This is a genomic window from Methylocystis rosea SV97 (genome assembly GCF_000372845.1).
GTDB classification, from domain to species: Bacteria; Pseudomonadota; Alphaproteobacteria; order Rhizobiales; family Beijerinckiaceae; genus Methylocystis; species Methylocystis rosea.
In genome coordinates, this window is sequence record NZ_KB889963.1 from 881,509 (window position 1) to 899,093 (window position 17,585).

Below are 17,585 nucleotides of genomic sequence, written 5' to 3' on the forward strand. Positions count from 1 at the left end.
CTCAAGAGGAGGATGCTCCATGAGATCGGCAGCCGTCAAAACCCTATCGGCGCCAATCAAGCCGGCCCTCGCCGCGCTTCTTTTCGTTCTCGCTTCGAACGCACTCGCGCCGGAGGCTGCCGCGCTGCCGGGGATTGATCGCGCGCCCGCGGCTCAGCTGGGCCCCGGCGTCGAGAAGGCGCGCTGGGTGTGCGGACCCTACCGGTGCTGGTGGCAGCCCGGCTATGGCTGGGGCGGCGGCTACGGCTGGGGTGGTCCCCGCTGGGGCGGCGGCTATGGTTGGCGACGCCCAGGCTGGGGCGGACCAGGCTGGGGCGGACACGGCGGCTGGGGCGGCGGCGGCTGGGGCGGCGGCGGGCACCGTCACTGGTAGGAAAGATTTACCCCAAGATTAGCCCCGAGATCAGGAGCCGCGGACGTCGTTCGCGGCTCCTTTTTTGACACTTGCCGGGAGACCGATCCGTCCAAAATGTATTTGATAAACCGGCATGGTCCTTGCCAATCAGAGTTCATCGGCGCGGGTCTGTCCGAAAGGCGACACGCGGGAGTTGGCAAACGGAAGGAGATGTTGTAACCTACTGATACGAAAGGTAGTTTGCAATCTTTCCAAAGAAGGGAAATTTGCAACCTTTCCAGAAAGTAGTTTGCAACCTTTCCAAACTAGGCTAAGCAATGATCGTCTGTTCGTGCAACGTCCTGTCGGACCGCGATGTGCGCGATACGCTTGGGCCACGCGGTGACCGGCCTTCGGTTTCAGCTGTGTTCCGGCATATGGGCTGCGAGGCGAAATGCGGGCGATGCGTGCGCAGCATTGTCGCCATCGTCGACCAGCACGCCGCGAGAGGATTGGATGAGTGCTCGGGGAGCGGCGATTGTGAAGGCTGTCGCGCCGACGAACTGGCGGCGTAAGTCTATTTTCATGGAAAGGATGCGGACATGCGCGGTGACGCGAAGGTCATCGATTATCTCAATCGCGGGTTGCGCGCAGAATTGACCGCGGTCAATCAATACTGGCTGCACTACCGCATATTCCACAATTGGGGTTTTCTCGAACTCGCCAAGAAATGGCGGGAAGAGTCGATCGAGGAGATGCGTCACGCGGATCATTTCGCTGAGCGTATCCTCTTCCTTGAGGGCTTCCCGAATATGCAGGTGCTCGATCCGCTGCGTATCGGCCAATCCGTCGAGGAGATCATCAAGGCGGACCTAGAGACCGAGTTCGCCGCCCGCGAGCTGTATCTCGAAGCCGCGGCCTATTGTCTCTCGATCAACGATCGCGTTTCCGAGCAGCTTTTCGAAGGCGTGGTGAAGAGCGAGGAAAAACACATCGACTTCCTCGAGACGCAGCTTGAGTTGATCAAGCAGCTCGGCGTCCAGCTTTACTCGCAAAAGCACGTCGGCGAGTTGCACTCCTCCTGACGGAGGGCCGCCATCGACCGCCGCAGGACGCTTGCGCGTCCGCGGCGGCGGCGGGTCATTCCATCACCGCCGCCTTCAGAATGCACACCATCGTCGCCTGCGCCGGCGTTTTGCCGAGGTTGCGGATAATGTGCGGCCGGTCGCAGCGATAGCGCAGGGTTTCCCCAGCTTTCACGCTCGACTTCGCTCCGGCGACCTCGACCTCAAGCTCACCGTCGCGTACCGACAGGCTCTCGACCGAGCCGCGCTGATGCGCCTCGGATTCCAATACGCCTCCAGGCGCGGCGGCGAATTCATAGCACTGCAGCCACTCGACCGTCTTGATCCAGCCGATGATCTCGAGCCGGCATTTGCCGTCGTCGGACACCAGGATGGGCGTGTCCGCTTTGCTGGTTTTCTCGAGGAAGGGTCCGTCTTCCGTCGTCTGCAAAACCCGCTCGATCGAGACGTCGAGCGCCTGCGCGAGACGCCAGATGGTGGCGAGCGTCGGATTGGTTTCATTGCGCTCGATCTGGCTGATGATCGACTTGGCGACTCCAGACTGCGAAGAGAGTTCGGAAAGCGACAAATTATAGGCTTTCCGCAGCCGCTGCACGGTCGCGCCGAGCTGACCGGAAAGCGCAAGCGCGCCCGCCTCCAACATTTTTTGCTTGTCCTGACCTTCGACGCCCATCATCCCCAGCGCTTCAGCTGCGCCCGTACGTTCAGAATCGATCGGCAAGATAGCCGACTGCGTTCGAAATATCGAACAGCAACCCCCGCGCTTGCGTCTGCTCGAGCCCGAGACGGCCATGTCATCTGGCTGTGATCCGAATCTGGTCAATCAGGCCAAGCGGCGAAGGCGAGAGGCGAACAGCTCATGCTCGACAGAAACGCCAGGGTGAATGTCTCCCAAGCGGTGCGCAACACAGCGCAGATGTCGGATCCGGCAAGTGAATATGCAGTGAAGCGCTATCGGACGCTGTTTTTGTCCGATCTGCATCTGGGCGCACGCGGCGCCCAGGCTGAACTGCTGGTCGATTTCCTCAAACATAACGACGCCGACACGTTCTATCTTGTCGGCGACATCGTCGACGGCTGGCGGCTGAAAAACGGCTGGTATTGGCCGCAGGCGCATAACGACGTGATTCAAAAGCTGTTGCGCAAGGCTCGAAAGGGCGCGCATGTCATATACGTGCCGGGCAATCACGACGAATTCGCCCGCGAATACACCGGCCTCAACTTCGGCGGCGTCGATGTCGTCGACCACGCGCTGCATAAAACCGCCGACGGCAAGACCATGCTGGTCATCCACGGCGATCAGTTCGACATCGTCGTGCGCAACGCCCGCTGGCTCGCCTTCTTCGGCGACTGGGCCTATGATTTTGCGATCGTCGTCAACACTTGGTTCAACCGTGCGCGCCGCATGTTCGGAGTCGGCTATTGGTCGCTTTCCGCCTGGGCGAAGCTGAAGGTCAAAAACGCCGTCAATTTCATCGGCGATTTCGAGAACGCTCTCGCGTCCGAGGCGGCCCGCCGCAACGTTGACGGCGTGATCTGCGGACATATCCATCACGCGACGATCAAGACGATCAGCGGCAAGCTCTACGTCAATACCGGAGATTTTGTCGAAAGCTGCACCGCGATCGCCGAGCATGACGACGGCGCATTTGAGATTTTGCGGTGGCACAAGACGGCGGCCGAACGCGACGCCGCTGACGCGGCCGAGCGCGCCAGGGCCTTGCCGGACCAGAGAGCGGCGGCGGCTTGATGCGAATATTGGTTGCGACGGACGCCTGGCGTCCGCAGGTCAATGGCGTCGTCCGATCGCTCGAGACCATGGCGCAGTCGGCGCGCGCGCTGGGCGCCGAGATCGACTTTTTGACCCCGCGCGACTTCAATTCGCTGCCCATGCCGACCTATCCAGAGATCGCGCTGGCGCTCGCTTCGCCGCGCGCCGTTCGCCGGCGGCTCGAAGATGGTTATGACCACGTCCATATCGCGACGGAAGGGCCCATCGGCCTTGTGACCCGCGCGGTCCTGCTGCGGGCGCGCCGCTCTTTCACCACGAGCTTCCACACGCGGTTCCCCGAATATATCCAGGCGCGTTTTGGGCTTCCCGTCGGGGTCGCCTATGCGGCGTTGCGCCGCTTCCATAACGCCGGCGCCGGCGTGATGGTGTCGACGCCGAGTTTGTCGCGCGAATTGTCGGAGCGGGGATTTCGGCGGGTCCTGCGCTGGTCGCGCGGCGTGGACCACGCGTTGTTTACCCCCGATGCGGCGACGCCACTCCCCTATGAACGGCCGATTTTCCTTTACGCCGGGCGCCTCGCCGTAGAGAAAAACATCGAGGCGTTTTTGTCGCTCGATCTGCCGGGCACGAAGCTTGTCGCCGGCGACGGACCGGCGCGCGCGGGGCTTGAAGCCAAATTTCCGCAGGCGAAATTCCTCGGCGTCAAAACGAGCGCCGAACTTGCGGCGCTCTACGCCGCATCTGACGTCTTCGTTTTTCCGAGCCGCACCGACACGTTCGGCATCGTGCTTCTCGAAGCCATGGCCTGCGGCCTGCCGGTCGCAGCCTATCCGGTCACGGGACCGCTCGACGTCATCGGGTCGAGCGGCGCGGGCGCGCTGAACGAAGATCTCCAGACCGCCGCGCTGGCGGCGCTCGACATCAGCAGGGAGGCGGCGCGCGCGCATGCGCTGACCTTTACCTGGGAGAATTGCGCGCGACAGTTCCTCGACAATATCGCTTATGCGCGCGGCGCGGCCGCGCTCGGCGGCGTCGGCCTCGAGGCGTTGCGCGAAACGAGCCAGGCGTCCGCCGAGGACCGTCGATCGGTGAAAAAGCGGCAGCCTGTCCAACCCTGACCCTCGTCATTTCAGCGTTTGCAGTTGTCATCGCTGGAGACAAGAGAGCGAAGCCGCTATGGTCGCGCCGCCGCAATCCCGCACGGCGCCGGAGCGTCTTCTTGAGCCTTTCGCCTGAAGAAATCGAACGCTACGCGAGGCATCTCGTGCTGCGCGACATCGGCGGGCCGGGCCAGGGCAAGCTCAAGGATGCGCGGGTTCTCGTCGTCGGCGCTGGCGGCCTCGGCGCGCCGCTGCTGCAATATCTCGCCGCGGCCGGCGTCGGCGCGCTCGGCGTCGTCGACGACGACGCGGTTTCACTGTCCAACTTACAACGCCAGGTGATCCATGCGACGCAAGACGTCGGCCGCGCCAAGGTCGAAAGCGCGCGGGACGCTATCGCACGCCTCAATCCGCATGTCGTCGTCGAGCCGCATGCGCTGCGACTCGATGAGACGAACGCCCGGGCGCTGATCGGGCGCTACGATGTCGTGGCCGACGGTTCGGACAATTTCGCGACGCGCTATCTCGTATCGGACGCCTGCTATTACGAAAGAAAGCCGCTCGTGACGGCCGCGCTCGGCGGTTTCGACGCGTCGCTGACGACGCTGCGGCCCTTCGAGCGCGGCCCCGACGGGCCTAATCCAACCTATCGCTGTCTGTTTCCGACGCCGCCGCAGCCGGGCGAAATCCCGACCTGCGAAGAGGCGGGCGTTCTCGGCGCGCTTGCCGGCGTCGTCGGCGCGATGATGGCGCTCGAAGTGGTGCGCGAGATCGTCGGCTTCGGCGAGGGGCTAGTCGGCCGGCTGCTGCTCATCGACGCCCGCGACATGCGCTTCGAAACCTTGCGCTACGCCTTCGATCCGCAAAACCCGCTGAGCGGCGCCGGTGCGCATCAATAAATGCGCGCCTTTTTTGGTGGCGCATTTTCAGCGCCGTACCGACGTCCCCTTCGAAGGAAAATGCGCTAAAGCGCCGCGATGACGGCGATCTCGACCTTGTAGGCCGGCGCCACGAGTTTCGCTTCGACGGTGGCGCGCGCGGGCGGATTGGCCTTGTCGACCCATTCGTCCCAAACGCCGTTCATCTCGGCGAATGTCGCGATGTCGGCAAGGTAAATCGTCGCCGACAGGATATTGGCCTTGGCGCTGCCGGCTTCCGCGAGAAGCGCGTCGATCTGCGCGAGGATTTCGCGAGTCTGATCGGCGACTGATCCGCCCTTGGTCTTGTCGGCCACCTGGCCGGCCGTGTAAACGGCGTTGCCGCGAACGACGGCTTGGCTCATACGCGGCCCCGCGCCGATCCTTCTAATGTTGCTCATCTCGCCTCCATGCGTGCCGCGCCGGTCTAGGCGAAGCGCGTGTCGCGGGCAAGCGGGTTAGATAATGCCGAGCGCGGCGAACCTACCGCTCCGCGCCGCTGGACGCGCCGCACCCGGCCCGGGCAGACTTGCAGGATCGCGAACCGCCTCCGCCACGTCAGTGAACGAGTGGCGGGACAATCGATGTAACCTAGGAGGCAACGTTGCGAAGCGAGCCTGCGTGATTGTCGCAGTTACGTTTCCGTTTGCCGAACAGACTGACGAAATTTTTCGCGGTCAAAGCAAAACCCGCCTCCTCGCCGTTAGAAAACGCTCCCCGCCTTCAGCTTGGTTCGTCGGTCATTTCACTCGTTGCATGTCCGCGCAGAGATCGCTCTGCAATCCTATCATTGCGGAGAAAAGCGCGTCGAAGCGCGAGTTAGGAGAAGAATTTGCCGCGCAAGAACCGCTCGCCGATGAGACCGAGCGTGAGGCTGATCCCGCCGACCCACAGAATCAGGGACTTGTTGATGAGCTCGGAATCGTAGCTCGTATAATAAGCGGAGCGCAGCCATTCAACGAGCTGCAGCAGAGGGTTATAGGCCATGTATTCCCGAAGATTTTCGGGCATCGCGGCTGGTGGCAAATAGACGCCCGCAAAAATATAAAGCGCAACCATGACAAGAATAAAAAATATTAAGAAGAACTGTCCCACGAGCGCGCACATAACCACGTTGAAAACACCGAGTCCGATGCCGAGAAATACTGCGGCGCCGATCGCTTTGGAAGCTTCAGTAGTGTCGGCGGGCCAGATGTCAACATCGAACAAGCTGACGACTGACATGAAGAGTGCAAGCACAATCACGGCGTTCAAGGTTTCAAGGATGCAACGGCCAAAAATGAGATGGAATGGTTGGATGAGGGGAATATTCAATAACTGGCGATTCTGCGGAATCACCGTTGCTAACACGCGGCCGGGATAAAGGCATAGGATGTAGGGCACAACGCCCGTTCCCACAAACATGGTTGGGCTGTCGCCGACAGGTGCGACTGCGACCTTTAACAGATACGCTAGCGTAATCACTCCGATGTGCGACAGGGGCCAAGCGATTGCGATCAAATAGCCGAGATGGCTATGCCCGAAGCGGGAGCGCATGTCCTGGATCAGAACCGCGCCAAGGATGCGGCGAAACTCCGCGAGCTGGCCGCCGAGCCTCGTATAGTAACCCCGTCCGAGCGATTCAAGGGCTAGACTCAACATTTTACTCCAACGTGCGCACGAAGTACGAAATCTCATAAGAGCCAGGCGGAATGATGAAGCCGATGCTGCGCTGCGCCGCATTGGCTAGACCCCCAGCATCCCGTTCGCCTCAAGATAGGCGATGATCTGATCGGCGATGGCTTCGGCGGAGCGTTCGGCTGAACTCACCTTCAATTCGGGAAACTCCGGCGCTTCATAGGGCTGATCGACGCCGGTAAAATTCTTGATCTCGCCCGCGAGCGCGCGCTTATACAATCCCTTGGGATCGCGCTCCTTGCACACATCGAGCGGCGCGTCGATGAAGATCTCGATGAATTCCTGTTCGCCGACCAGCGTTCGCACCATCCGCCGCTCGGCGCGGAAGGGGGAAATGAAGGCGCAAAGCACGATCAAGCCCGCGTCGACCATCAGTTTCGCGACTTCTCCCACACGACGGATGTTTTCGACGCGGTCGGCTTCGGTAAAGCCGAGGTCCTTGTTGAGGCCGTGCCGCACATTGTCGCCGTCGAGCATCAGCGTATGGGCGTGACGTTCGACAAGCTTGGATTCGACGAGATTGGCGATCGTTGATTTTCCCGCGCCGGAAAGCCCGGTAAACCATAGGACCGCGGGCGTCTGATGTTTGAGACGCGCGCGCGTCGCCTTGGAGACGGATTGCTCCTGAAGATGGATATTCGTGGCGCGTCGCAGCGGAAAGGCGATGATCCCTGCGGCGGCGGTCGCATTGCTGAAGCGATCGATCAGGATAAAGGCGCCCGTCGTGCGGTTTTCATCGTAAGAATCAAAAGCGACGGGCGCGGCGGTCGCGACGTTGCAAAAGCCGATCTCATTGAGGCTCAGCGTCTTGGCGGCGCTCTTTGCGCCAGTATCGACGTCGAGCTTGTGTTTGATGTCTGTCACGCTCGCGGCAAGAGACCGGCCGTTGATCTTCATCAAATATGAACGGCCAGGCAGAAGGCTCTCGTCGCTCATCCAAATGAGATGCGCGGCGAATTGGTCGGCGACGTTCGGGCGGTTCGTCGGATGGCAGAGAACGTCGCCGCGAGACGCGTCGATTTCGTCGGCGAAGGTCACCATGACCGAGTCCGGCGCGGCGGCGCTGAACAGGTCCCCGCCCATGGCGACGATACGCGCGATTGTGGTTTTCCGTCCGGAGGCGGCCGCCACGATTTCATCGCCGACCTGAAGGCGGCCGGAAGCGATGGCGCCGGCGAAGCCGCGGAAGGCGTCGCTTCGACGATTCACCCATTGCACCGGCAGCCGCAGCGGCGCATCGCCGCCATCAGTCTCGACGTCGGCGTTTTCGAGATAGGTCAAGAGACTGGGTCCGTCACGCCAGGGCATATTCGCCGAGTCGGCGACGACATTGTCCCCATCGCGGGCGGAGATGGGGATTGCTTCGACGGAGCGAAAGGCGAGCGATGCGGCGACGCTTTCAAATTCGCCGACAATTCTTTCAAACACGGCTTCGTCGTAATCGACAAGATCCATTTTGTTGACGGCCAGCACGATGTGCCGGACGCCAAGGAGAGAGGCGATCGTCGCATGTCGCCGCGTCTGAGTCAGCAGACCCTTGCGCGCGTCGACGAGCAGTATGGCCAACTCGGCGTTCGACGCTCCCGTCGCCATGTTGCGCGTATATTGCTCATGACCGGGCGCGTCGGCCAAGATGAACGAACGCGCCGGGGTGGAGAAATAGCGGTAAGCGACATCGATCGTGATGCCTTGCTCGCGTTCGGCCTCAAGTCCGTCGACAAGCAAAGCGAAATCGATCTCCTCGCCTAAAGTGCCGTGCCGCAGCGAGTCGCTGCGCAGAGCGGCAAGTTGATCGTCGAAGATCAGCTGACGTTCATAGAGCAGACGCCCGACGAGCGTCGACTTGCCGTCATCGACCGATCCGCAGGTCAAGACCCGCAAAGTGGGCCGCGGCCGGCTTGGCTGGGCTTTTGCGAGGGTTTCCGCATCTGCGATAAAGGGAGCGGTCATCAGAAATAGCCCTCGCGCTTCTTTCGCTCCATCGACGCAGACTCATCGAAATCGATCAGCCTGCCTTGACGTTCAGAGGTCGAGGCCTGTCGCATTTCCGCGATGATCGCCTCCAGCGTATCCGCCTCGGATTCGATCGCTCCCGTCAGCGGGTAGCAACCAAGCGTTCGAAAGCGCACTCGCCGCGATTCGACCACTTCATCTGGCGCCAGTGGAAACCTTTCATCGTCGACCATGATGTAAGCGCCGTTGCGTCGAACGACGGGCCGTTCCTTTGCGAGATAAAGAGGCACGACCGGGATGTTTTCCGCGGCGATGTAGTCCCAGACGTCGGTCTCGGTCCAATTCGACAGCGGAAAGATCCGCATGGTCTCGCCGGCTCCCAAACGAGTGTTGAAAATCCGCCAAAGTTCGGGGCGCTGAGTCTTGGGATCCCATCCGTGCGAAGCGGTTCGATGCGAGAAGATGCGCTCCTTCGCCCGACTTTTCTCCTCGTCGCGTCGCGCGCCGCCGAAGGCCGCGTCGAATCCGCCTTCGTTCAGCGCCTGTCTGAGCGCCTCGGTTTTCATTGCTTGCGTGTATGCGGATGAGGAGCATGTGAAAGGCGAGACGCCGCGCTTTCGCCCGTCTTCATTCGTATGAACGATTAATTCCATTTCGACGCGCGCCGCGGTTTGGTCGCGGAACGCAATCATTTCGCGAAACTTCCACGTGGTGTCGACATGCAACAGCGGGAAGGGCGGCTTGGCTGGGTAGAAGGCCTTGAGCGCGAGATGCAACATCACGCTCGAATCCTTGCCGATGGAATAGAGCATCACCGGACGCCGGAACTCGGCCACCGCTTCGCGCAAAATGAAAACCGCTTCGGCTTCGAGCCGGCGTAGATGGGGCGTGAGGGGCATTCTTCCTCAAAATTAGCAATGATCTCATCATGTTGGTCGTCAAAGGAGTCGAAAATATGATTAGATTGGCTTGGCAAAAGGCTTGCCTGATCGGCCTCAACGCGTTCCCGAGACGCGCCAGCTCTGCGCTCGTCAGCGAACAGTTCGCGCCATTCTCAGCATAGCGCTCTAATCCTCAAAGGGTTGAGCGACCGGGGGGAGGACCGGGGGGAGGACCGGGGGGCGCCGTTCGAGCCGGGGTGGCGGGGTACCATGTCCTCAGCCCAGCAATGTGGCGGGCCGCTTCCGGCATGATCCGGTCGCCGCGGATTTTTCAAGTCAGCCGGCGCCGCCGATCTATGTCGTGCGCTTCAGCCTACTGATTGGCGAGCACGCCCTTCCCCAAAAGGGGTGGCGGGAGCCGTGTTCGGCTCCGGCCGGATTACGGCGACCAACCCGCCGATTGAGGCTGACGGGCGCTCACGCGCCCGTCCAGACGCTTAAAGCAGAGCGCCTTCCGAGATCGCCCGAAGGCCAAAGCCGAGAGCGATGATTCCCCATCCTTTGAACAGCAAATCGATGCCCAGGAAGGTGCCGATCGCCCACAGCCCGGTGAACGGCCAGCCGGTCACCAACAGCGCGCCCAGCAGCAGCGCGACGCCGCCCTGCAGGAGATACATCCACAGACCGTCGATCTGGGAGGTCAGCGCAAAACCGATGACGAGTATGCCTTCGGCGATGAAATAGAAGGCGATGAGAAGCGTGATCGCCTCGGCGCTGATCGCCGGGCGCGTCAGCAGCATGATTCCGACGATCGCCAGAAGAACCGCCCAGATGACGTGGACGAAGAAGTCTGTCCACAGGCCCGCGGCCGAAAAGGCGAAGATGAGAACCGACACCGCGCTGACGATGAGCAGCGCGCCAAGAAAGCCGACCGCGATGAACGTCGCCATTCTGGCTCGGATGATTGCGAGGATTCCAAGCGCCCCGACCAATATTCCAAGGGCTATGACCCAGCCCCAGTGAACGGCGAGAACATCGGGGGCGCCTGAAACGAAAGAGTCAAACTGTCGCTGCATCTAAGGCTTCCATGGTGAGATGAGGAAAGCGGGATCTTTGCCGATTAGGCGCAAATAGCAAGCCGATAATTGTGACCAAACGATTTGACCGACAGCGGCGTTCGGGTCCGCGCCGAAATCTCGATTAGCGGGACTTGGCTCTCGTCTCAGCCGGCATCCGCGCGCTGCCCCGTCCTGAGCGGCCCTTTCAACGCCGTTCGCTGTCGAGATGCGCCATCTGCGCCAGCGCGTAGCGCGCTCCGGAGACGGAAGACGCGAGATTCTCCAAAGCGGCCAGGTCCTCGCGATCGAGCGTCAACGCGAGCGCCCCGATCGATTCGGCGAGCCTGTCGCGCCGCCGCGCGCCGATGAGCGGCACGATGTCGTCGCCGCGCGAGAAAACCCAGGCGATGGCGACCTGCGCGACGGTCGCGCCTCTGGCGTGGGCGATGCGCTTGATTTCCTCGACGAGCGCCAGATTCTTTTCAAGGTTTTCGCCCTGAAAGCGCGGAATGCTCGCGCGAAAATCTCCTCTTCCTGTTTGCGCGCCGTCTTGCCAGTGGCCGCTGATCAGTCCGCGCGACAGGACGCCATAGGCGGTGAGGCCAATCCCGAGCGCGCGGCACGTCGGAAGGATCGAGCTTTCGATCCCCCGCGAAACCAGCGAATATTCAATCTGCAGATCGGCGATTGGATGTACGGCGGCCGCGCGACGGATCGTCTCCGGTCCGACTTCCGAGAGTCCGATAAACCGCACATGGCCCGCCTTGACCATGTCGGCGATGGCGCCGACAGTCTCCTCGATCGGCACGTTCGATCGAGTCGCGCCGGGCGATAAATGTCGAGATAATTGACCCCAAGTCTCTTCAGACTGTAGGCGAGCGCCGTCTTCACGGCGGACGGCCGCCCATCAAAGCCGATCCAGTTCCCGTCCGGATCGCGCTGGGCGCCGAATTTGACGCTGAGGATGACGCGGTCGCGCGGGCGGCCCCGCAGCGCCTCCGCGATCAGCATCTCATTGTCGCCCATGCCGTAGAAGTCGCCGGTGTCGAGCAAGGTGACGCCAGCGTCCAGAGCGGCGTGAATGGTGGCGACGCCTTCCGCGCGATCCGAAGCGCCGTAAAGGTCCGACATGCCCATGCAGCCAAGCCCGATGGCTGATGCAATGGGGCCGTTCGCGCCAAGCTGGCGAGTGATCATCGAAGACCTCTTAAGAATTCCATGTCGAGCGACTGCGGTTAGGCGCGCGCTGAACTGCGATCCGCCAATGCCGGACTTCACAGTAGAACGAATGAAACTCAACCCACGCCAAAAATTTTGGGACTAAACGGCTGGGCCGCCTGATCTGTCGCGTTACAGTTCGCGTAACGGTCTCGCCACCCTAGCGGGTCTGGACAAGTCGTTGCGCGCTTTCTATAAGCCCGACACATCGCGTCCGCGCGAGCCCAGGTAGCTCAGTTGGTAGAGCATGCGACTGAAAATCGCAGTGTCGGTGGTTCGATCCCGCCCCTGGGCACCAGAATACTATGTTAAATCAACTATTTAAGGCAGATTGCGAATTTCTCGCGGCTTAACCGCGTTGAGCTGCGCACTCTAAAGCGTTTCCTCGAGATCTAGGTTCGCGAGCGCGGCGGAAATATTCGTGTCGCAACTGAAGCAGTGTCAGCCAATTTCCGCGCATCCTCATCAATTTGCATGATCACAACCGCGCTGAGCGAACTATGATTTGTCAGTAGCTCACGAGCGGCGTGCAAATGAGAGGACGAGGGATCATGACGCAGGTCGCAGTAAATTTGAAAACCATCGACCTCCGGAAGGCCGAACTGCATTCAATTGAAGGTGACGACATCAAGACGCTGCAGGCGCTGCTGAATGTCTTCCTCACCGCCGGCGATGTCGGCGAGGATGGCAGTCCGATTTCGCCCCTGATTCTGGACGGGACCGCCGGCGCGAATACCAAGCAGGCGCTGCTCGCCTTCCAAACGGCGGCCCATCTCGCCAAGGACGCCATCATCGGCCCGCTGACTTGGAGGAAGCTCATCGAGCAGGATTTCTAAACGTGAGGGGCCGATGAACGAAGGGAGACTCGACATGCCGGCGACGATCAAGCTAGGCGATACCGGAGATGACGTGAAGCGACTCCAACGAGTCTTCGCGCGCAACAAGGTCTTGGGACCAGACGAGGTCGACGGAGTCTTCGGACCGCGCACGGAACAGGCGGTGAAGGACTTCCAGCAATCGAACGGACTGGTCGCGGACGGCGTCGTCGGGCCGATCACGTGGAGCCACGTGCACCCGTACCGCGAGGCGTCACCGACGCTTCAGGCCGGGTCCCTAGGGCCGGTGGTGGCCATGCTGCAAGGCGTGCTCAAGACGGGCTTTGGTTACACCGGCGCGATCGACGGCATTTTCGGCCCCACGACCGAGAACGTCGTCCGTAAATACCAGACTAACGCCGGTCTCTCAGGCACCGGCGTGATGGACGAACGGACATGGATGGCTCCCGCGGGCGCCGCCGGAGCAACGCTCGAGAGCCTCTCTGGTCTTATACTTTAAACGCCGCTCATGTCGCGTATTCGGAGCGCGGCTTCCGTCGATCGCGACCATCTTCAAGCTGGGCTCATAATTTTTATTCCATGAATTGCGGGGAGGCGTAAATGTCTGGCAGCATTAGCCCTTGGCCAGTGGTCAAGACCGGCTCTAGCGAACATCCCATCAAGACACTGCAATATCTGCTGAGGGCGCGCGGACATAGCGCCGTCGTGGATGGTCTGTTCGGTCCGCAAACCGACGCGGCGGTAAAGGCATTTCAAGCAAGCCAGGGATTAACGGCGGATGGGATTGTCGGCCCAACCACTTGGACGGCCCTTGTCGTGCAGGTCAAAAAAGGAAGCCAAGGCGACGCGGTTAGGGGAGTGCAGGAGGAGTTTCAGTTTCGCAATCTGTCTGGCGATCCCAGCAAGGGACCGCAGGTCGATGGAATCTTCGGACCAGTGACAGACGCATCGGTGCGTGGTTTTCAGCAAGCGCTTTCACTCGACATCCCTTCCGTGAAAGTGGACGGAATTGTCGGTCCGGTTACTTGGCAGGCTCTGGTGAGCGGCATGCTTTCTTTTTAGCGTCGGCTTCAAAGGGGTCCGGAGGCCAACCGGGCTCATGTTTTTTGACAGGATGGCACGCCATGGCGGAACCGATATTGAAGCAAGGATCTAGGGATCCCGCCGTGCGGGACCTACAAGAGGCCCTTAAATCTCTCGGATTCGATGTCGGCCCCGTTGATGGAGAGTTCGGGGCGAAAACTGAGAGCGCAGTTAAGAAATTTCAGCAGGCGCGGGAGATCGCGGTTGATGGCGTGGTGGGCCGAGTTACGTGGATCAACATTGACGAAGCTGATCAAAGCCACCCCGTGCTGAAGATCGGCTCGACGGGCCTACCCGTTCGTCGTCTGCAGAGCCGAATGAGCGCTGTCGGTTTCAACACCGGCGGAGTCGACGGGCGCTTCGGCGCCATGACTGAAGCGGCAGTCAAGAAGTTGCAGCACGATTATCACCTAGACAGTGACGGCATCGTTGGTCTGAAGACTTGGCAAGTCGTTGACGCCCTCGAGAATGAGGGAGGCGTAAGCTAATCTGATCACGATTTAGCAGCCATGTTGCGCTTCCGACCTCGCCATCCCCCGCGCCGATCCCCACCGGGCGAATTGGTTAACGGCGCGGATATAGCTATATTGAGGGGACGCAGCCGAGGACGGTGATCGCCCATGCCTCCCAGAATCCGACAAATCCTGATCATATTTGCCTCAGCAGCGGCTGGGGCCGGCCTTGCTGGATGCGCCAGCACGCAGACGCCTGCGACGCTGAGCGCCTCCGCCGTTGCGCCGACGCCTCGCAGCGATCCTGCCGCGCCGGGGGGCCGCATCGACGCCGTCGCCGTCCAAAGCGGCAATCTCTACGGCGAGATGAAGGACGCCGGCTTCATCGTTCCGGCGGTCAGACCCGGCCTCGTCGATGCAGCATTCCATCGCGCCAACGTCGCCTATTCGACCAGAGAAACTCCAGGGACGATCGTGGTCGATCCCGCCGGACACTATCTCTATTACGTCGAAGCGGGCGGCCGGGCGACCCGCTACGGCATCGGCGTTGGTCGCGACGGTTTCGCCTGGTCGGGGGAAGCGACGATCAAGAGCAAGCAGGAATGGCCGGACTGGTATCCGCCAAAGGAAATGATCGAACGCAGGCCCGACCTTAAAAAACAGCTGGTTGAGCTGCAAAGCGGTCTTGGCATGCATGGCGGTCCTGGAAATCCGTTGGGAGCCCGGGCGATGTATCTCTGGCAAGGGGATCGAGATACGCTCTTTCGCATCCACGGCACGAATGAGCCATGGACCATCGGGAAGAGCCAATCGTCTGGCTGCATCCGGATGATCAATCAGGACGCGATGGATCTCTACCAAAAAACGACCCCTGGAACCCGAGTCGTCGTTCTTCCCGCCAAAGTGGCGCGCCGGTAGCCCCGGCTAAAGCCGTTCTAGCCAGCCGGTTGCGGATGGGATTTCGGCGGCGCCCCTGATGATCTCGCGCGTTAGCCTGCTATCCGCCTGACGCTCACGCCTGCAACGGAAATCCCGCGGGCGGGCTAACTCCGCTCATGCCGCCAGAGCAGGTTTACGAAAAAGTTGACGAACTTTTTCGATGAGAACCTGCTGCGTCATTTTGATTTCGAGCGATTCCGTATCGATCACGTGATTTCATGCGATCGGGAAGCGCTCATGGCCGGATAGTCCGTGTAACCCTCCGGACCTTTCGTATAAAAGGTCGCCGGCTGAGGTTCATTCAACGCCGCATGCCTGCGAAGACGCTCGGGCAGGTCCGGATTGGCGATGTAGAGCTTGCCAAACGCCGCCGCGTCGGCGTCGCCCGCGGCGATCGCGGCTTCGGCAGCTTGAGCATCATAGCCCTCATTAACAATGTAGGCGCCGCCGAATTCCTCCTTGAGAACGCGTCCGAGCGCGTCGGGTCCCGCATGTTCGCGGGCGCAGATGAAGGCGACGCCGCGCTTGCCGAGTTCACGCGCGACATAGCCGAACGTCGCCGCGGGGTCGGAATCGCCCATCGAGTGGGAATCGCCGCGCGGCGCCAGATGCATGCCGACGCGGCCTGGCCCCCAGACGGCGATAGCGGCGTCGGTCGCTTCAAGCATGAGGCGCGCGCGGTTTTCGACCGAGCCGCCATAGCGATCCGTTCGCGTGTTCGCGCTGTCCTGGAGAAACTGGTCGAGCAGATAGCCATTGGCGCCGTGCAACTCCACGCCGTCGAAACCGGCCGCCTTGGCGTTTTCAGCGCCGCGCCGATAGGCCTCGACGATTTCCGCGATCTCGGAAAGCGCGAGGGCGCGGGGTATCGGATAGGGCTGGTAGGGGCGCAACAGGCTCACATGTCCGGCGGTCGCGATCGCGCTCGGCCCGACAGGAGGCGCGCCGTTGAGGTAGATGGGATGCGAGACGCGGCCGACATGCCAGAGCTGCAGCATGATCCGTCCGCCAGCATCGTGCACCGCCTCCGTGATCCGTCTCCATCCTTCGGTCTGCGCCTCCGACCAAATCCCCGGCGTGTCGGGATAGCCGACGCCCATCGGCATGATCGATGTTGCTTCAGTGAGGATGAGCCCAGCGGAAGCGCGCTGCACATAATAATCCCTCATGAGCGCGTTGGGGACACGCCCTTCGCTGGCGCGGCAGCGGGTGAGAGGCGCCATGATGATGCGGTTCGGCAATTCCATCTCGCCGATGCGCACGGGTTGAAACAAGATCGACATTGGGATGCTCTGCCTATGTGAGGACCTAATTTTCAGGGAAGGAGTTCTCGTGCTCGGCTCCGCGCGCCGAGCTTTACAAACGCCAAGCATCGTCTCAGCCTGGCTATTGAACCGTTGAGACACCCTGAAAGCTTCTACGGGATTTTCCGAGACTGACAATGCCGCGCGAGGCGTCTGATGCGAACATCGAAAGACTGGAGTGAAAGATGAGCAAGACCCTTCTCAGCGACTGGACCCTCGTCGCGTTCAAACAAAGAGAGGAAGAGCGTCGTGGAGAAGAAAATCGTCGCGTAACAGAGCAGGCTCATGCGGCCTCGTTCGCGCCAGCCGAGGCGCCGCCGCGTGACAGTGAGATGCTGCGCAGCGAATGGACCATCGCGGCTTTGCAGAAAAGATTTGCCGCTCTGGAGCAAAGACTCGCCGCTGTGGAACAAAGTGAAGAAGAACGCCGGCGATCTGAACTCGTCGAGGCCGCGGCGCGCGCCCGGCGAGAGGAAGAGCAGGAACAGATCGTTTTGGGGACCTCGACTGACACAGCTCCTGATCAGAGTCAGGCGCACTGGCAGGAGGTCGAACAACCGCAATTTGTTCAGGCCGAGGTTGAACCGCGAGAGGCAGAAGCGATCTTACACGCCCACGAGCAAGTATTTGAGCAAAAAGCCCCCGAAATTGTCAGAGACAGTCAAGGATACAAAAGCCGTTTCGAAGTCCATCCTGCTCCCCGTCGCGGGATCGTTCGGACGATCGCGTACAGGTTCGTTTCTGTCGTCATCACGGCTTTGATCGCCGCAGCGATAGGTTTCGGGATCGCCGTTTTCACCGTGCCGATCGAGAAAGCGACGGAGTTCCATACTTACGTAAATCGCGCGCTCGCCGGTTTGCACGGCAAATACCGAGTCGAGCGGCGCACGCCTCCCGCTACTCCACCCGATCAGGGACGTTCGTCATCCCCTGATGGATCTCGCTGAGAGGGGCAAGAACGTAGATAAGAGTAATGCTACATGCAGGAATTGCGTCAGCGTGCGAATTTCGCGCCG

General features: G+C 61.1%; 19 protein-coding genes, 1 tRNA gene and 1 pseudogene. 13 read left to right on the plus strand and 8 right to left on the minus strand.

Going from position 1 to position 17,585, the window contains the following annotated elements:
* Positions 1-19: 19 nt before the first annotated feature.
* The 3 genes from A3OO_RS23465 (at position 20) to bfr (ending at position 1,419) form a co-directional block, all read left to right on the plus strand.
* Entirely contained in the window at positions 20-373 is a 354-nt protein-coding gene (locus tag A3OO_RS23465) for a hypothetical protein (protein WP_018406675.1), read from the plus strand.
* 299 nt (positions 374-672) lie between these two features.
* Positions 673-909: a (2Fe-2S)-binding protein gene (locus tag A3OO_RS22855; RefSeq protein ID WP_014891379.1), complete on the plus strand. Its 237-nt coding sequence runs from the start codon at positions 673-675 to the stop codon at positions 907-909.
* Between the two features lie 27 nt (positions 910-936).
* Positions 937-1,419, plus strand: coding sequence for a bacterioferritin (gene bfr, locus A3OO_RS0104680; RefSeq protein ID WP_018406677.1), 483 nt, complete (start codon positions 937-939; stop codon positions 1,417-1,419).
* 55 nt (positions 1,420-1,474) lie between these two features.
* Here the strand turns inward: bfr and A3OO_RS0104685 are convergent, their stop codons facing one another.
* Positions 1,475-2,092 (minus strand): helix-turn-helix domain-containing protein, encoded by a 618-nt coding sequence (locus A3OO_RS0104685; protein ID WP_018406678.1) that lies wholly within the window; start codon positions 2,090-2,092, stop codon positions 1,475-1,477.
* Between the two features lie 186 nt (positions 2,093-2,278).
* Between A3OO_RS0104685 and A3OO_RS0104690 the strand changes: the two genes are divergently transcribed.
* The 3 genes from A3OO_RS0104690 (at position 2,279) to A3OO_RS0104700 (ending at position 5,150) form a co-directional block, all read left to right on the plus strand.
* A complete protein-coding gene (locus A3OO_RS0104690; protein WP_018406679.1) occupies positions 2,279-3,169 on the plus strand; it encodes a UDP-2,3-diacylglucosamine diphosphatase in 891 nt (296 codons plus the stop codon).
* Positions 3,169-4,269 carry a glycosyltransferase family 4 protein gene (locus A3OO_RS0104695; protein WP_040573626.1) on the plus strand — a complete coding sequence of 367 codons (1,101 nt, stop codon included), beginning with the start codon at positions 3,169-3,171 and terminating at the stop codon, positions 4,267-4,269. The genes A3OO_RS0104690 and A3OO_RS0104695 overlap by 1 nt, the downstream gene beginning before the upstream one ends.
* Positions 4,270-4,370: 101 nt before the next feature.
* Positions 4,371-5,150 carry a HesA/MoeB/ThiF family protein gene (locus A3OO_RS0104700; protein ID WP_018406681.1) on the plus strand — a complete coding sequence of 260 codons (780 nt, stop codon included), beginning with the start codon at positions 4,371-4,373 and terminating at the stop codon, positions 5,148-5,150.
* 65 nt (positions 5,151-5,215) lie between these two features.
* Here the strand turns inward: A3OO_RS0104700 and A3OO_RS0104705 are convergent, their stop codons facing one another.
* The 6 genes and pseudogenes from A3OO_RS0104705 to A3OO_RS21130 all read right to left on the minus strand — a co-directional run bounded on the left by A3OO_RS0104705 (position 5,216) and on the right by A3OO_RS21130 (position 11,934).
* Complete coding sequence (locus A3OO_RS0104705) at positions 5,216-5,569, minus strand: RidA family protein (protein WP_040573355.1); 354 nt, start codon at positions 5,567-5,569, stop codon at positions 5,216-5,218.
* Between the two features lie 418 nt (positions 5,570-5,987).
* A complete protein-coding gene (locus tag A3OO_RS0104710; protein ID WP_018406683.1) occupies positions 5,988-6,809 on the minus strand; it encodes an ABC transporter permease in 822 nt (273 codons plus the stop codon).
* An 84-nt stretch (positions 6,810-6,893) separates the two neighbouring features.
* On the minus strand, positions 6,894-8,795 hold the full coding sequence (gene cysN / locus A3OO_RS0104715) for a sulfate adenylyltransferase subunit CysN (RefSeq protein WP_018406684.1): 1,902 nt from the start codon (positions 8,793-8,795) through the stop codon (positions 6,894-6,896).
* The gene (cysD, locus tag A3OO_RS0104720; protein WP_018406685.1) at positions 8,795-9,697 is read right to left on the minus strand and encodes a sulfate adenylyltransferase subunit CysD; all 903 of its coding nucleotides are present in this window, start codon (positions 9,695-9,697) and stop codon (positions 8,795-8,797) included. Before cysD ends, cysN begins: the two co-directional genes overlap by 1 nt.
* A gap of 479 nt (positions 9,698-10,176) precedes the next feature.
* A complete protein-coding gene (locus tag A3OO_RS0104725; protein WP_026222690.1) occupies positions 10,177-10,755 on the minus strand; it encodes an HdeD family acid-resistance protein in 579 nt (192 codons plus the stop codon).
* A 187-nt stretch (positions 10,756-10,942) separates the two neighbouring features.
* Positions 10,943-11,934, minus strand: a pseudogene (locus A3OO_RS21130) (aldo/keto reductase).
* 243 nt (positions 11,935-12,177) lie between these two features.
* Between A3OO_RS21130 and A3OO_RS0104735 the strand changes: the two are divergent.
* From A3OO_RS0104735 to A3OO_RS0104760, 6 genes are all read left to right on the plus strand, one after another.
* A tRNA-Phe gene (locus tag A3OO_RS0104735) sits at positions 12,178-12,253 on the plus strand.
* Between the two features lie 253 nt (positions 12,254-12,506).
* Positions 12,507-12,791 (plus strand): peptidoglycan-binding domain-containing protein, encoded by a 285-nt coding sequence (locus tag A3OO_RS0104740; RefSeq protein ID WP_018406688.1) that lies wholly within the window; start codon positions 12,507-12,509, stop codon positions 12,789-12,791.
* Positions 12,792-12,804: 13 nt separating this feature from the next.
* Positions 12,805-13,290 (plus strand): peptidoglycan-binding domain-containing protein, encoded by a 486-nt coding sequence (locus A3OO_RS21135; RefSeq protein ID WP_018406689.1) that lies wholly within the window; start codon positions 12,805-12,807, stop codon positions 13,288-13,290.
* A gap of 101 nt (positions 13,291-13,391) precedes the next feature.
* Positions 13,392-13,853: a peptidoglycan-binding domain-containing protein gene (locus A3OO_RS24525; protein ID WP_026222691.1), complete on the plus strand. Its 462-nt coding sequence runs from the start codon at positions 13,392-13,394 to the stop codon at positions 13,851-13,853.
* Positions 13,854-13,915: 62 nt separating this feature from the next.
* Positions 13,916-14,362, plus strand: a complete 447-nt coding sequence (locus tag A3OO_RS21140) for a peptidoglycan-binding domain-containing protein (protein WP_018406691.1) — start codon at positions 13,916-13,918, stop codon at positions 14,360-14,362.
* Between the two features lie 132 nt (positions 14,363-14,494).
* The gene (locus A3OO_RS0104760; RefSeq protein ID WP_018406692.1) at positions 14,495-15,244 is read left to right on the plus strand and encodes a L,D-transpeptidase; all 750 of its coding nucleotides are present in this window, start codon (positions 14,495-14,497) and stop codon (positions 15,242-15,244) included.
* Positions 15,245-15,471: 227 nt separating this feature from the next.
* Here the strand turns inward: A3OO_RS0104760 and A3OO_RS0104770 are convergent, their stop codons facing one another.
* Positions 15,472-16,548 carry an alkene reductase gene (locus A3OO_RS0104770; RefSeq protein ID WP_018406694.1) on the minus strand — a complete coding sequence of 359 codons (1,077 nt, stop codon included), beginning with the start codon at positions 16,546-16,548 and terminating at the stop codon, positions 15,472-15,474.
* 206 nt (positions 16,549-16,754) lie between these two features.
* Between A3OO_RS0104770 and A3OO_RS23470 the strand changes: the two genes are divergently transcribed.
* Positions 16,755-17,516, plus strand: a complete 762-nt coding sequence (locus tag A3OO_RS23470; RefSeq protein WP_156824756.1) for a hypothetical protein — start codon at positions 16,755-16,757, stop codon at positions 17,514-17,516.
* Positions 17,517-17,585: the final 69 nt, after the last annotated feature.